The organism is Rhodoplanes sp. Z2-YC6860 (assembly GCF_001579845.1).
Taxonomy (GTDB): domain Bacteria; phylum Pseudomonadota; class Alphaproteobacteria; order Rhizobiales; family Xanthobacteraceae; genus Z2-YC6860.
Genome location: NZ_CP007440.1, coordinates 7,004,816 through 7,018,807, shown reverse-complemented (window position 1 = coordinate 7,018,807; position 13,992 = coordinate 7,004,816). Strand labels below are relative to the sequence as shown.

Sequence of the window (13,992 nt, the reverse complement as noted above, 5' to 3'; positions counted from 1 at the left end):
TCACTCAAGCTTGATGTTCGCGGCCTTAACGACCTTCGTCCATTTCTCGATATCGGCCTTGATGAACGCCTCGGACTCCGCGGGCGTCATCGACATCGTCTGGGTGTCCTGCTTCTCCCAATAGGCCTGCACCTCGGGCTTGGCGACAATCGCCCTGATCGCTTCGTTGAGCCGATCGACGATCGGCTTCGGCGTCCCGGTCGGCGCCATGATGCCGAACCAGCCGGTGTGCTCGTAGCCGGGCACGGTCTCGGCGACTGTCGGCACGTCCGGCAAGGCCTTGGAGCGCGTCTTACCGGTGACGCCGAGCGCGCGGACCTGTCCAGCCAGCACGTTCGGAGCGACCGATGGCACCTCGTCGAACATCATGTCGACGTGGCCGCCGATGATGTCGTTGCGGGCGCCGGTCGAGCCTTTGTAGGCAACGTGCAGGATGTCGGTGCCGGTCAGGAGCTTGAACAGCTCACCGCCCAGATGCTTGTTCGAGCCTGGGCCGGACGAGGCAAACGTGAGCTTGCCGGGCTGGGCCTTGGCGAGTGCGATCAGCTCCGCCACGGTCTTGGCCGGCACCTTGGGGCTCACGACCAGAACGGCGTCCGTGGAGCAGCACATCGCCACCGTGACGAAGTCGCGCATCAACTGGTAGGGCTTGTTGTGGGCGAGGATTTCGAGATTGACGTGCGGCGAGGCTACCGCCAGGAGCGTGTAGCCATCCGGCGCCGCCTTGGCGGCTTCGCCGGTGCCGATGATGCCGGAGGCACCCGGACGATTCTCGATCACGAACGACTGCTTGAACCGCTCGCTGAGCTGTTGCCCGAGGTAGCGGGAGACCAGGTCGGCCGGTCCGCCGGCGCCGAGCGGCACGATGATGCGGACCGGACGTTCCGGCCATTGATCGGTTGATTGCGCCATCGCGGGAAGCGCGGTGGCGGCGAAGACGGCGGTCGCAAGGCTTAAGGCGCGTGCAAGACGAGCGAAGGGCATAATCCACTCCCGGCGGTTTTTTGGCGTTGTAAGCCGGACCGCCGGTGCCGTCTAGGCAACCTTCTTGCCCCACAGCCGCTGCGACGCAATGTCCGCACCCTCGCGCAACGACTTGAGCTTCAGCCAGACCACCGGCTCGATCACCCATTCGCGCTTGGTGAAGGTGCCGAAGCCGCAGTCGGTCGAGGCGATCACGCGCTCGCGGTCGCCGACCACCGACACCGCCTCCTCGATCCGCCGGGCCACCACCTCGGGATGCTCGACGAAGTTCGACGTGGTTTCGACCACACCCGGAATGAGCAGCATGTGTGGCGGCAGCTTGTGCTTCTTCAGCGCCGAATATTCGTGGGCGTGGCGCGGGTTGGAGAACTCGATCGACAGCGCGCCGACATCGGCGGTGTAGAGCGCCGGCAGGATCTTCTCCAGCGGGATGTCGTGGATGTGCGGACCTTCCCAGTTTCCGTAGCAGACATGGAGCCGAACGCGGTCGCGCGGAATGCCCTCGATGCCCTTGTTGATGGTGGCGACGTGGCGCTCGCAGCGTTTGACGAACTCGCTGTCGGAAAGATCGCGGTACATCATGGTGCGATCCATCGCGAGATCGGGCGCATCGATCTGCAGGATCAGCCCGGCCTTGTGCACCGCCTGGTATTCCTTGCTCATCTCGCGCGCGATGGCGTCGAGATAGGCGTCGTGCGATTCGTAGTGAGCGTTCAGCATCGTGGTCGAGATGATGCCGGGCGAGGCCGCGGTCATGAAGCGCTCGGAGAACGCGCCAAGCTCGCTGGCGATTTTGTTGAAGCGCGCGGTCTCGTCGGTGATCGGCTTGAGGTCGACATACTTGATGTCGGCCTGTGCTTCGGGCGCCCCCTGCTGGCTCTTGGTCGGGTTCGGGAAGCGGCGCATCAGGTAGGCGAGCAGCTCGGGAAATTCCTCGAACTCGAGGCCACGGCGGCGCTTCGACACGCCGGCGAAGCCGGACATGCGCTGCGGCACATAGGTCTGGAAGCCGACCCGGCCCTGCTCGCCGTCATTGCCGACGTCGATGCCGGCTTCCATCTGCGCCTTCACCACATGGCGCACCGCGTTGTCCATCTCGCCGGCCATGACCTTGGCGTCGACGGGCTTGCCTTCGTCCTGCGCCATCAGCAGGTCCGACAGCTTTTCGTTGCGCGGCAAGCTGCCGACATGGGTGGTGAGGATGCGGTCCCGGCTCGTGATCATGATCGTGTACTCCCGTCAGGCGCACTGTTCTGTCACTCCTGCTACGATATCTGCAAGAGTGGCGATAACGGTGGCGATCAATGTGGTGGGCAATGGCCCGTCTGTTCATCCGTTCGGTTCTCTGTGCAGCGTTGATCATCGCTGCAAGCGCATCTGCATCGGCGCAGCGCTGCCCGCCGAACTCGCATCCGGAAGCGGTCGCTATTCCGGGAAACTTGCGTACCGCGCAGTGCTTCTGCGATCCGGGTTTTGTGAACGTGGATGGCGCCTGCGTGCCGCCTGCGCGGCCGCCGGAAGCCCCGCAGCGCAATGATCCCGCGAAAACCAACAGCGCGCCGAAGCCGTTTCGCTAGTGCGGGCATCCGCCGTCCGTCGCATTGCGGCCCCTCGGGCGTGCCTGCATAATCCTGCCCAACAAACGGACAAAGGCTTGAGAGGAAACGCATGACGTCGGCGGCCAACGCGGTGACTCCGATTCCGCGCCAATACAATTTCGCCGCCGACATCCTCGCGCGCAACCTCAACGCCGGCCGGGGCAACAAGGCCGCCTTCATCGATTCACGCGGCGCCTGGACCTATGGCCAACTGGCCGAGCGGGTGGCGAAGTTTGCGGGTCTGCTGAACTCGCTCGGCGTCCGCCGCGAGGAGCGGGTGCTGATCTGCCTGCTCGACACCATCGACTGGCCGACCGCGTTTCTCGGTTGCCTCAAGGCTGGCGTCGTCGCTGTGCCGGTCAACACGCTGATGACCGAGGACGACTACCGCTACATGCTGGCCGACAGCCGCGCGCGCGTGCTCGTGGTGTCGGACGCGCTCTATCCGCGTTTTCAGAAGCTGATCGAAGAAACTCCGGACCTCCACCACGTCATCGTCTCGGGCGACAACGCGCATGGCCGCCAATCGTTTGAAGCGTTGATCGACAATGCGAAGCCCAGCACCGAGACCGCGCCGACAGCCTGCGACGACATCGCGTTCTGGCTCTACACCTCGGGCTCGACCGGCAAGCCGAAGGGCGCGGTGCATGTGCACGCCGACCTCAAGCTCACCGACGATCTCTATGGCGGGCCGTTCGTCGGCATCGCCGAGAACGACGTCTGCTATTCGGTGGCGAAGCTGTTCTTCGCCTACGGCCTCGGCAACGCGCTGACCTTTCCGATGTCGGTCGGCGCCTGCACGGTTCTGCTCGCCGACCGGCCGACGCCCGATGGCGTGACGGCGCTCCTTCGCCAGCACGCCGTGACGGTTTTCTATGGCGTGCCGACGTTCTATGCAGCGTTCCTGGCGAACACGAATGCGCCGCAGCGCGCCGAACTGAAGCTCCGCCGCTGTGTCTCCGCTGGCGAGGCCTTGCCGATGGATGTGGGGCAGCGCTGGGTCGAGCGTTACGGCGTCGACATTCTCGACGGCATCGGCTCGACCGAGATGCTGCACATCTTCCTGTCGAACCGCGCGGGCGACGTGAAGTACGGCACCACCGGCAAGCCTGTGCCGGGCTACGACTGCAAGCTCGTCGGCGACGACGGCGCGCCGGTGAAGCCGGGCGAGATCGGCGAACTGCTGATCCGAGGACCAACGTCCGCAATCATGTACTGGAACAACCGCGAGCAGTCGCGCTTGACCTTCATGGGCGAGTGGACGCGCTCCGGCGACAAATATCTCCAGGACGAGCAGGGCTACTACGTCTACTGCGGCCGGCGCGACGACATGCTGAAAGTGTCGGGACTCTACGTGTCGCCTTTCGAGGTCGAGGGCGCGCTCGCCACCCATCCGGACGTGCTCGAGGCGGCCGTGGTGGCCTGGCCGGACGCCGACACGCTGATCAAGCCCAAGGCCTACGTGGTGCTCAAGGATCAGACCAAAGTCGCAGACGCTGCGGCTCGTGACGCGATGTCGCGGGTGCTCCAGGATCACGTCAAATCACGGCTCGCGCCCTTCAAATACCCGCGTTGGATCGAGTTCCGGACAGACTTGCCGAAGACCGCAACAGGAAAGATCCAGCGCTTCAAATTGCGCAGTGAGGCCAGCCCGCGCTAATCTTACCTCCAGAGGTTTCACCTGGAGGGGTTTTTCGTCATGAAACGCACTTTGCTTGCCGCCTGCGCGATCGCGGCGATTGTTGCCGCCGACCCGGCGGCGGCTCAGCAGAAGACCATCAAGATCGGTCTGATCTCGACCTTCAGCGGCCCGCCGGCCGCGATCGGCAACGACATGCGCAACTCGTTCGAGCTGGCGCTCGATCATCTCGGCCGCAAGCTCGGTGGCCTGCCGGTCGAGGTGATCTACGAGGACGACCAGACCAAGCCGGACGTCGGCGTGCAGAAGACCCAGAAGCTGATCGAGTCCGACAAGGTCGACTTCGTGGTCGGCTACATCTGGTCGAACGTGCTGCTCGCTTCGCTCAAGCCGCTGGTCGACAGCAAGACCATGACGGTGGTCACCAATGCGGGCGCCTCTCAGATCGCTGGCGAGCAGTGCTCGCCCTATGTGTTCTCGACCTCCTGGAACAACGACCAGACGCCGCAGGCCGTCGGCCTCTACATGAACCAGAAGGGCGTCAAGACCGCGTTCCTGATCGGCCCGAACTACGCCGCCGGCAAGGACATGCTCGAGGGCGTGGCTGCGACCTTCAAAGGCCAGATCATCGGCCGCGAGCTGACCCGTTGGCCGGACCAACTCGACTTCTCGGCGGAACTGTCGAAGGCGCGCGCGGCGAAACCCGACGCGATCTTCGCCTTCTATCCGGGCGGCGCCGGCGTGCAGTTCGTCACGCAATACGCGCAGTCGGGCCTGAAGGGCCAGATCCCGCTCTACACGGCGTTCACCATCGACGAGCTGTCGATCCCGCGGCTGAAAGACCTTGCGGTCGGCATCCCAGGCGCACAGGAGTGGGTCAACGACCTGCCGAACGCGGAGAACAAGAAGTTCGTCGCCGACTACAAGGCGAAGTACAAGCTTGCGCCGTCGTTCTACGGCGCGCAGACCTATGATGCGGCATACCTGATCGACAGCGCGCTGAAGGCCACCAAGGGCGACACCGCCAACAAGGATGCGCTGCGCAAGGCGATGGAAAAGGCCGATTTCAAGTCGGTACGCGGCGGCTTCAAGTTCGGCCCGAACCACATTCCGATCCAGAATTTCTATCTGCAGGACGTGGTGAAGGACGGCGACGACTACCGCCTGAAGACGGTCGCGACGATCGTCGAAAACGACCAGGACAAGCACCACGACAAGTGCAAGATGCCGAACTGAGCCGCAGGCCCCACGAGGGCCCGCTTGCCATGACGGCGGTGTCATTGCCGGGCCGGCGCTTCAGCGCCGTGACCCGGCAATCCATGAGCGGCTTCGACGAAGGCAGTCGTAAGAGTGTGCGTCGTTGCGCCACCGTATGGACCCGCGGGTCAAGCCCGCGGGTGACAGTGTGCCTGTTGTGTGGGCGTGCTCCAATCCGGCTGGGAAGTGCTTCCAGCCCTTGGGCCGCGGCCCGGCTGCGCCGCCGATGGGCAACGCCATCCGCGATTGTCGCAAATGACGCGGATCGCGCTCGTGAAAAATGCGATATGAAGTGAGCGGCGGCTGGGCCGAAGCGCGCCGGGGGAATAGGTCGGGCCGGGGGGATCGGCCGAAGGCGATACCGCGGGGATCATGCTGTATTTCATCGAGCAGTGTCTGAACGGCATCCAGCTGGGCATGCTGCTGTTCCTGCTGGCCGCTGGCCTGACGCTGATCTTCGGGATCATGGATCTGGTCAATCTGGCGCACGGCTCGCTCTACATGATCGGCGCCTATTTCGCCGCGACCTTTGCGGCGTGGACCGGAAGCTTCGTCGCCGGCGCAGCGCTCGCGCTGGTCGCGACGCTTCTGGTCGGCATGGCGCTCGAGGTGCTCACGATCCGAAAGCTCTACGGCCGCGACCATCTCGATCACGTGCTTGGCACCTTCGGGCTGATCCTGTTCTTCAACGATGCCGTGCGCTGGATCTGGGGCCCGGCCGGCATGACCTTGCCGCTGCCGAGCGAGATGCTGACGGCGGTGCAGGTGCTGCCCGGCGTCTACTATCCGGCCTATCGCCTTGTGATCATCGTGGCCACGCTCGTGGTCGCATTCCTGCTCTATATCCTGGTGATGCGGACGCGGGTCGGCATGCTCATTCGCGCCGGCGCCTCCAACCGTGAGATGGTCGGCGCGCTCGGCGTCAACATCAAGCTGCTCTACACGCTGGTGTTCGGGCTCGGCGCTGCGCTGGCGGGCTTCGCCGGCCTGATGCAGGCGCCGATCCTCACCGTGCAGATCGGCATGGGCGAGAACATCCTGATCCTGGCCTTCGTGGTGATCATCATCGGCGGTATCGGTTCGATCCGCGGCGCCTTTGTCGCCGCGATCATCGTGGGCCTGATCGACACCATCGGCCGCGCCTTCCTGCCCGACCTGATGCGGACCTTCGTGAGTTATAGCGCCGGCTCCTCGGCGGGGCCTGCGCTGTCGTCGATGATCATCTACCTGCTCATGGCCGTGGTGCTGGTGTTCCGGCCCGAAGGGCTGTTTCCGGCTGCCCGACGATGATGTCCAAGTCCTGGTCCATGTCCAAGTCCTGGTTCACGCCCCGCAACGTCTTCGTTGCCGCGCTGCTCGTCGTGCTGGCGCTGCTGCCGGTCTATAGCTCCATGATCGGCAACGCGTTCCTGCTTTCTCTGTTCACCCGCATCCTGATCCTCGGCATGGCGGCGGTGAGCCTCAACCTCATCATGGGCTTCGGCGGCATGGTGAGCTTCGGCCATGCCGCCTATCTCGGCATCGGCGGCTATGCGTTCGGCATCCTCGCCAAGGAAGGCATCACCACGGGCTTCATCCAATGGCCGGTGGCGATCATCGTGTGCGGTCTGTTCGCGCTGGTGGTCGGCGCGCTGTGCCTTCGCACCCGCGGCGTCTACTTCATCATGATCACGCTCGCCTTCGCGCAGATGGCCTATTACATCGCGATCGCGCTCGACCGCTACGGCGGCGACGACGGCATGACAATCTACAAGCGCAGCGAATTCGGTGGCTTCATCAACCTCTCGAACAAGACGTTGTTCTACTACCTGTGCTTCGCGTTGTTGCTCGCCGCCGTCTATCTGGTCTGGCGGCTGGTCAATTCGCGCTTCGGCATGGTGATCCAGGGCGCGCGCTCCAACGAGCGGCGCATGGGCGCCATCGGCTTTCCGACGTTTCGCTACAAGCTCACCTGCTTCGTCATCTCCGGCATGCTCTGCGGGCTCTCGGGCGTGCTGCTCGCCAACCACACCGACTTCATCAATCCCTCGGTGATGAGCTGGATTCGCTCCGGCGATCTGATGGTGATGGCGGTGCTGGGCGGCATGGGCACTGTGTTCGGTCCGGTCATCGGCGCCGTGGCGTTCCTATTGCTGGAGGAGGGGCTGTCGCGCCTCCCCGAAATCGGCGGAGTTCATCTGGGCGAATTCCCGGGGCTGATTCTCGGGCCGATGCTGCTCGCGGTCGCGCTCTACGCGCGCGGCGGCATCGACGGCATTCTGACGGGGCTGCGCCGTGGCTGACGCGATGCTCAAGGTCGACGGCCTGACCAAGCGCTTCGGCGGCATCGTCGCCTCGGACAATGTCGGCTTCGAGGTCGCGCGGGGAGAGCTGCACGCCATCATCGGCCCGAACGGCGCCGGCAAGACCACGCTGATCAGCCAGCTCGCCGGCGAACTCGTGCCGAACGCCGGACGCATCGAATTCGACGGGCGCGACATCACGGCGCTGCGGGTCCATGACCGCAGCCTGATCGGGCTTGCCCGCTCGTTCCAGATCACCTCGCTGTTTCCGAATTTCACGGCGCTGCAGAACGTCACGCTCGCGGTCCAGGCCCATGCGGGCCATTCGTTCCGGTTCTGGCGCGACGCATGCAGCGAGCCCGAGCTGTGCGAACCGGCGCGCGCGGCACTCGATCGGGTCGGCATCGGCCATCGCGCCGATTCCAAGGTGGTCAATATGAGCCACGGCGAGCATCGCCAGATCGAGCTCGCGATGGCGCTCGCCACCAAGCCGCGGATGCTGCTGCTCGACGAGCCGATGGCGGGGCTCGGGCCAGACGAGTCGAGCCGGATGGTGAAGACGCTGCGCGAGTTGAAGCGCGACGTGACGATCCTCCTGATCGAGCACGACATGGAGGCAGTGTTCGCGCTCGCCGACCGCATCACCGTGCTGGTCTACGGCCGCGTCATCGCCTCGGGCGATCCGGCTTCGATCCGCGCCAACGCCGAGGTACGGCAAGCCTATCTCGGCGAGCAGGAGGCGGTGACTCATGTCTGAGCCGCTGCTTGCCGTCGACAACATTGAGACTCGTTACGGCTTGAGCCAGGTGTTGTTCGGCATCTCGCTCGCCATCGCGCCCGGCGAGATGGTGACCTTGATGGGCCGCAACGGCATGGGCAAGACCACGACTGTGCGCTCGATCATGGGGTTGACGCCGGCGATGGCCGGCTCGATCCGCTTCGGCGGAAAAGAGATCGCGGGCCTGCCGTCGTTCCGCGTCGCCAAGCTCGGCATCGGTCTCGTGCCCGAGGGCCGGCAGATTTTCCCGAATCTGACGACGCGCGAGAACCTGGTCGCGACCGCGGCGAATTTCGGCAAGGCTGCAGACCCCTGGACGCTCGACAAGGTGCTCGAGCTTTTTCCGCATCTCGGCGAGCGGCTGTCGAACATGGGCAATCTGCTCTCGGGTGGCGAACAGCAGATGCTCGCCATCGGCCGCGCGCTGATGACCAATCCGCGATTGCTCATTCTCGACGAGGCGACCGAGGGCCTGGCGCCGCTCATTCGTGCCGAGATCTGGTCGTGCCTGACGCGGCTCAAGGCGGCCGGTCAGTCGATCCTGGTGATCGACAAGAACGTCGAGGCGCTGACCCGCATCGCCGACCGCCATTACATCATCGAGCGCGGCAAGGTGGTGTGGTCCGGCAATTCAGCGGCGCTTGCCGCAGCGCCCGACGTGCAGCATCAGTATCTCGGCATCTAGCCTCGCAAAATTCCTGCACCGGTCGTATCGCGCCTCAACGTCGCGCAAAACGCGCGGGGTATTCGCATCCTTTGGCATGGCTCTTGCTCACATCCTGACGAAGATCAGGAGCCAGCCATGTCGAAAATGACGCCCGCTCTTGTCGCCGCGGCGCTCGTTGCGTCCGCGGTCCCAACCGCAGCGCAGGACTGGCCGACACGGCCGTTGACCATTGTCGTGCCATACGGGCCAGGGTCCGGCGCCGATGTGCTCGGGCGCATCATCGCGCCGCAGATGTCGGAATCGCTGGGCCAGCCGGTGATCATCGAAAACGTCCCCGGAGGCGGCGGCATGATCGGCAGCGCGCGCGTCGCCAAGGCTGCGCCCGATGGCTATCAGTCGGTGATTGGCACAGCGGGAACTCACGCGCAAAATCAGTTCCTCTACAAGAATCCACCTTATCAGCCGTCGGATTTTGCGCCGGTCGTGCTGATTGCGGATCAGCCGTTTGTGCTGATCACCCGCAAGGATCTACCCGTCAACAATCTGCAGGATTTCATCGCCTACGCGAAAGCCAACCAGAACAGCCTGAAATACGGCTCGCCCGGCACCGGCTCCGCGGGCCATCTCGCCTGCGCACTGTTCAACAATGCCATCGGCGCCGACATCATCCACGTTCCGTATCGCGGCGCCGCGCAAGCGATGACCGACTTGCTCGCTGGCGTGATCGATTACCAGTGCGCCGTGGTTGCGGTGGTGTTGCCGCAGCTCGATGGCAAAACCATCAAGCCGCTTGCATTGCTGGCGCCCGAGCGCTCGCCGTTCCTGCCAGGCATTCCGTCGAGCGCCGAGCAGGGGCTGCCGGATTTCGACGCCTCGACGTGGAACGCGCTGTTCCTGCCGAAGGCGACGCCGCCGGCGATCGTGCAAAAGCTCAACAAGGCCGCCGTCACGGCCATGCAGACACCGGCTGTGCGGGACCGGCTTCGTTCGATCGGTGCGGAGCCGCCGGCCGGAGAGCAGGCCTCGGTCGACTACATGACGAAGCTCGTCGCGAGCGACGTCCAGAAATGGGCTGCGCCGATCCGGGCTGCCAATATCAACATCGAGTAACGTGCCGGGAAATCCGGGGCTTGAGGCTCCCAGTACGCGCTAAGTCGAGGCGTCAGGCCATTTTCGTGTCAGCCGGGCGATTGACCTCTCGGTTTTGCGCGGTCATGACTGCATCTCATGGCGATGCTTTCCGACCAGGGCTTCATCGATCTGCCGCCGCTGCGGATCGAGTACCGCATGGCCGGCCCGCGACCGGACGAAGCGCCGACGCTGATCCTGTTGCACGAGGGCCTGGGCTCCGCCGGTATGTGGGGCGATTTCCCGGGGAAACTCGCCGCTGCGACCGGCTTCGGCGTGTTCGCTTATTCGCGCATCGGTTACGGTCATTCGAGCCCGGCGCAATTGCCTCGAAAGCTCGACTTCATGCACGTCGAGGCGCAACAAGTTTTGCCGCGATTGCTCGACGCCATCGGCTTCCGGCAGGGCCTGCTGGTCGGCCACAGTGACGGCGCTTCGGTTGCCGCGATCTATGGGGGCGCGGTGCAGGATCACCGCGTGCGCGGTCTGGTGCTGATGGCGCCGCACTTCATCGTCGAGGACGTGACCATTCAGTCGATCGGCGAAATCCGCCAGGCCTTCGACACCACCGACGTGCGCCAGCGCTTCCAGCGCTGGCACGCCGATGCGGACGCGACGGTGCGCGGCTGGACCGACGTGTGGCTCAAGAACGATTTCCACGCCTGGGACATCACCGATGTGCTCGCCTATATCCGTGTGCCGGTGCTGATCATCCAGGGCCACGATGATCATTACGGCACCGTGCGGCAGATCGAGATCGCGCGGGAGGAGTGCTACTGTCCGGTCGACGTGCTGCTGATGCCCGGCATCAAGCACGTGCCCCATCGCGAGGCGACGGAGCAGACGCTGAAAGCGATTGCCGCGTTCGGCGGCCGGGTGTTGCGCGAGCATGAAGGCGCGCTGGCGGCCGTAGTGCGCTGATTTTATTCCACAATTCGACGATTGGGCCGGCGTCCCCTTGGGTGCGCGGGCTGGCTGGTTTTTGTCTGCCAGCCCATTGCCTGCATTATGGATCATGAATTATAATGCATGAACAGATCAGGGAAGGCCATGGCCAGCACCTTTGAAGCCCGCGACATTGCTGATGCGTCCAGTCGGGCCGATGCCGCCTTCGCGGCTGAGATCGGCCGTATGGTGCGACTCGGCCGTGCCAAGCGTGGCCTGTCACGCCGTCTGCTCGCGCAAGCTTCGGGCACTTCGGAGCGCTATCTCGCGCAGATCGAAAGCGGCGCCGGCAATCCCTCGGTGCTGGTGCTGCGCGCCATCGCCGACGCGCTCGAGATGCCGATGTTCGAATTGCTGCCGCAGACCGGCGGCGTGGCGGCGCCCTATGCGCGGATCATCGATCTGCTCGGCCGCGTGCCGCCGAGCGACCTCGCCGTCGTCGCCGACAGCATCGAACGGCAGATCGCGCATATCGCGGCGGCCGACCGTGGCCGCCGCATCGGGCTCGTTGGCCTGCGCGGCGCCGGCAAATCGACGCTCGGCAAGCTTCTCGCCGAGAAGCTTGGCGTGCCGTTCATCGAGCTCAATCGCAAGGTCGAGCAGGAGTACGGCGCGACCGTGCCGCTGCTCATCGAGATGTCCGGCATCGCGACTTTCCGCCGCTATGAGCGCGCCTGCCTCGAGCGCGCCATCGCTGAGAATGAAAGCGCGGTGATCGCGACCGCGGGCGGCATCGTCTCCAATCCGGAGACCTACGGCCTGCTCCTGCGCCGCACCCATACGGTTTGGATCAGCGCGCAGCCCGAGGAGCACATGGGCCGCGTGATGAAGCAGGGCGACTTCCGGCCGATGGCCAAGAACCGCGAGGCCATGGCCGACCTCCACTCCATTCTCGAATCGCGTCGCGCTGACTACGCGCGCGCCGAGCTCAATCTCGATACGTCGGGCGCAACCATTCAGCAGAGCTTCGCCAAGCTTTCGAAGCTCGTCGCGCCGTGGATGAAAGGCTAAGTGCTATGGCTGACACTGAACGGAAGCTCTCGAACGGCCACGATCGGATTGATTTCGCCACCGAGCCGTCCCGTTATCACCATTGGAAGCTCGCGACCGAAGGCGATGTCGCGACGTTGACCATGGACGTCGATGAGAACGCGCCGCTGTTCGAGGGCTATCAGCTCAAGCTCAACTCCTACGATCTCGGCGTCGACATCGAACTCGCGGATGCGCTGGAGCGGCTGCGTTTCGAGCATCCGGAGGTGAAGGTCGTGCTGCTGCGCTCCGGCAAGCCACGGGTGTTCTGCGCCGGCGCCAACATCCGCATGCTCGCCGGCGCGACGCATGCTCACAAGGTCAACTTCTGCAAGTTCACCAACGAGACCCGCAACAGCATCGAGGACGCGAGCGAGTTTTCCGGCCAGAAGACCATTTGCGTGGTCACCGGCTCGTGCGCCGGCGGCGGCTATGAGCTGGCGCTTGCCGCCGATCATATCATCCTGACCGACGACGGCTCCTCGACCGTGTCGCTGCCCGAACTGCCGCTGCTCGCGGTGCTGCCCGGCACCGGCGGGCTGACCCGCGTCACCGACAAGCGCAAGGTGCGCCGCGATCATGCCGATGTGTTCTGCACAACCGAGGAAGGCATCAAGGGCAAGCGCGCGGCCGACTGGCGCCTGGTCGATGAGGTGGTGCCGAACAGCAAGCTCGAAGACGCGGTGAAAGAGCGCGCCCGCCAGTTTGCTGGCAAGTCCGACCGGCCGGCCGATGCGAAAGGCATCGCCCTTGTGCCGCTGAAGCGCATGCGCACGGCCGACGGTGCGGAATACAGCGCTGTGTCAGTCGAATTCGACCGTGGGGCGCGGCTCGCCACCATCACGCTGCGCGGGCCCGATGCGCCGCCGCCCGTATCCGTCGATGAGATGATCAAGCAGGGCGCTGAGTTCTGGCCGCTGCGGCTCGCCCGCGAGCTTGATGATGCGATCCTCGATATCCGGGCCAACGAGCTCGAAATCGCGGTGATCGTGTTCAAGTCCGAGGGCGATCCGAAGCTCGTGCTGGAATACGACGCCTTCCTGGCGAAAAATGCGAAGCACTGGCTCGCCCGCGAAATCACTCTGAAGTGGAAGCGTGTCCTCAAGCGCGTCGATCTGACGTCGCGCTCGCTGGTGACGCTGGTCGAGCCGGGTTCGTGCTTTGCCGGAACGCTCGCCGAGCTGATCTTTGCGTCGGACCGCTCCTACATGCTGATCGGCCGCATGGAGGGCGACAACCGCCCGCCGGCCGCGATCATGCTGGGCGACGCGAACTTCGCGGGCCTCATCATGAGCAACGGCCTGACGCGGCTCGCCACGCGGTTTCTCGGCGAGCCGGAGTCGCTGGAGCACGCCAAGCAGGCCATCGGCCGTGAGCTCGACGCCGAAGCCGCCGAAGAGCTGGGCCTCGTCACCTTCGCGCTCGACGACATCGATTGGGAGGACGAGATCCGCATGTTCTTCGAGGAGCGCGCGAGCTTCTCGCCAGACGGTCTCACTGGCATGGAAGCGAACCTGCGCTTCGGTGGGCCCGAAACGATGGAATCGAAAATCTTCGCGCGCCTCACCGCCTGGCAGAACTGGATCTTCCAGCGTCCCAACGCCATCGGCGAAGAGGGTGCGCTGCGCCGCTACGGCACCGGCCAGAAGGCCGTGTTCGATATGAAACGAGTTTAACGACAACGT

General features: G+C 64.6%; 12 protein-coding genes. 10 read left to right on the top strand and 2 right to left on the bottom strand.

The features are described from left to right. Both RHPLAN_RS32765 and RHPLAN_RS32760 read right to left on the bottom strand, forming a co-directional pair. Complete coding sequence (locus RHPLAN_RS32765; protein WP_068027593.1) at positions 1-984, bottom strand: Bug family tripartite tricarboxylate transporter substrate binding protein; 984 nt, start codon at positions 982-984, stop codon at positions 1-3. A 51-nt stretch (positions 985-1,035) separates the two neighbouring features. Further along, entirely contained in the window at positions 1,036-2,208 is a 1,173-nt protein-coding gene (locus RHPLAN_RS32760) for a cobalamin-independent methionine synthase II family protein (protein WP_068027590.1), read from the bottom strand. Positions 2,209-2,652: 444 nt separating this feature from the next. On the opposite strand from RHPLAN_RS32760, the gene RHPLAN_RS32750 reads away from it, so the two are divergent. From RHPLAN_RS32750 to boxC, 10 genes are all read left to right on the top strand, one after another. Then, complete coding sequence (locus RHPLAN_RS32750; RefSeq protein WP_068027584.1) at positions 2,653-4,242, top strand: benzoate-CoA ligase family protein; 1,590 nt, start codon at positions 2,653-2,655, stop codon at positions 4,240-4,242. Between the two features lie 39 nt (positions 4,243-4,281). Next, positions 4,282-5,457, top strand: a complete 1,176-nt coding sequence (locus RHPLAN_RS32745; RefSeq protein WP_068027581.1) for an ABC transporter substrate-binding protein — start codon at positions 4,282-4,284, stop codon at positions 5,455-5,457. Positions 5,458-5,850: 393 nt separating this feature from the next. After that, entirely contained in the window at positions 5,851-6,768 is a 918-nt protein-coding gene (locus RHPLAN_RS32740; RefSeq protein ID WP_068027577.1) for a branched-chain amino acid ABC transporter permease, read from the top strand. Positions 6,769-6,785: 17 nt separating this feature from the next. Then, positions 6,786-7,760 (top strand): branched-chain amino acid ABC transporter permease, encoded by a 975-nt coding sequence (locus tag RHPLAN_RS32735; RefSeq protein ID WP_068032208.1) that lies wholly within the window; start codon positions 6,786-6,788, stop codon positions 7,758-7,760. After that, positions 7,753-8,517 (top strand): ABC transporter ATP-binding protein, encoded by a 765-nt coding sequence (locus tag RHPLAN_RS32730; protein WP_068027574.1) that lies wholly within the window; start codon positions 7,753-7,755, stop codon positions 8,515-8,517. The genes RHPLAN_RS32735 and RHPLAN_RS32730 overlap by 8 nt, the downstream gene beginning before the upstream one ends. Next, positions 8,510-9,223, top strand: a complete 714-nt coding sequence (locus RHPLAN_RS32725; protein WP_068027571.1) for an ABC transporter ATP-binding protein — start codon at positions 8,510-8,512, stop codon at positions 9,221-9,223. The genes RHPLAN_RS32730 and RHPLAN_RS32725 overlap by 8 nt, the downstream gene beginning before the upstream one ends. Before the next feature lie 117 nt (positions 9,224-9,340). Next, the gene (locus RHPLAN_RS32720; RefSeq protein ID WP_068027568.1) at positions 9,341-10,315 is read left to right on the top strand and encodes a Bug family tripartite tricarboxylate transporter substrate binding protein; all 975 of its coding nucleotides are present in this window, start codon (positions 9,341-9,343) and stop codon (positions 10,313-10,315) included. 117 nt (positions 10,316-10,432) lie between these two features. Continuing rightward, positions 10,433-11,254 carry an alpha/beta fold hydrolase gene (locus RHPLAN_RS32715; protein ID WP_068027565.1) on the top strand — a complete coding sequence of 274 codons (822 nt, stop codon included), beginning with the start codon at positions 10,433-10,435 and terminating at the stop codon, positions 11,252-11,254. A 129-nt stretch (positions 11,255-11,383) separates the two neighbouring features. After that, positions 11,384-12,289, top strand: coding sequence for a helix-turn-helix transcriptional regulator (locus RHPLAN_RS32710; protein ID WP_068027562.1), 906 nt, complete (start codon positions 11,384-11,386; stop codon positions 12,287-12,289). Positions 12,290-12,294: 5 nt separating this feature from the next. Continuing rightward, positions 12,295-13,983: a 2,3-epoxybenzoyl-CoA dihydrolase gene (gene boxC, locus RHPLAN_RS32705; protein ID WP_068027559.1), complete on the top strand. Its 1,689-nt coding sequence runs from the start codon at positions 12,295-12,297 to the stop codon at positions 13,981-13,983. Positions 13,984-13,992: the final 9 nt, after the last annotated feature.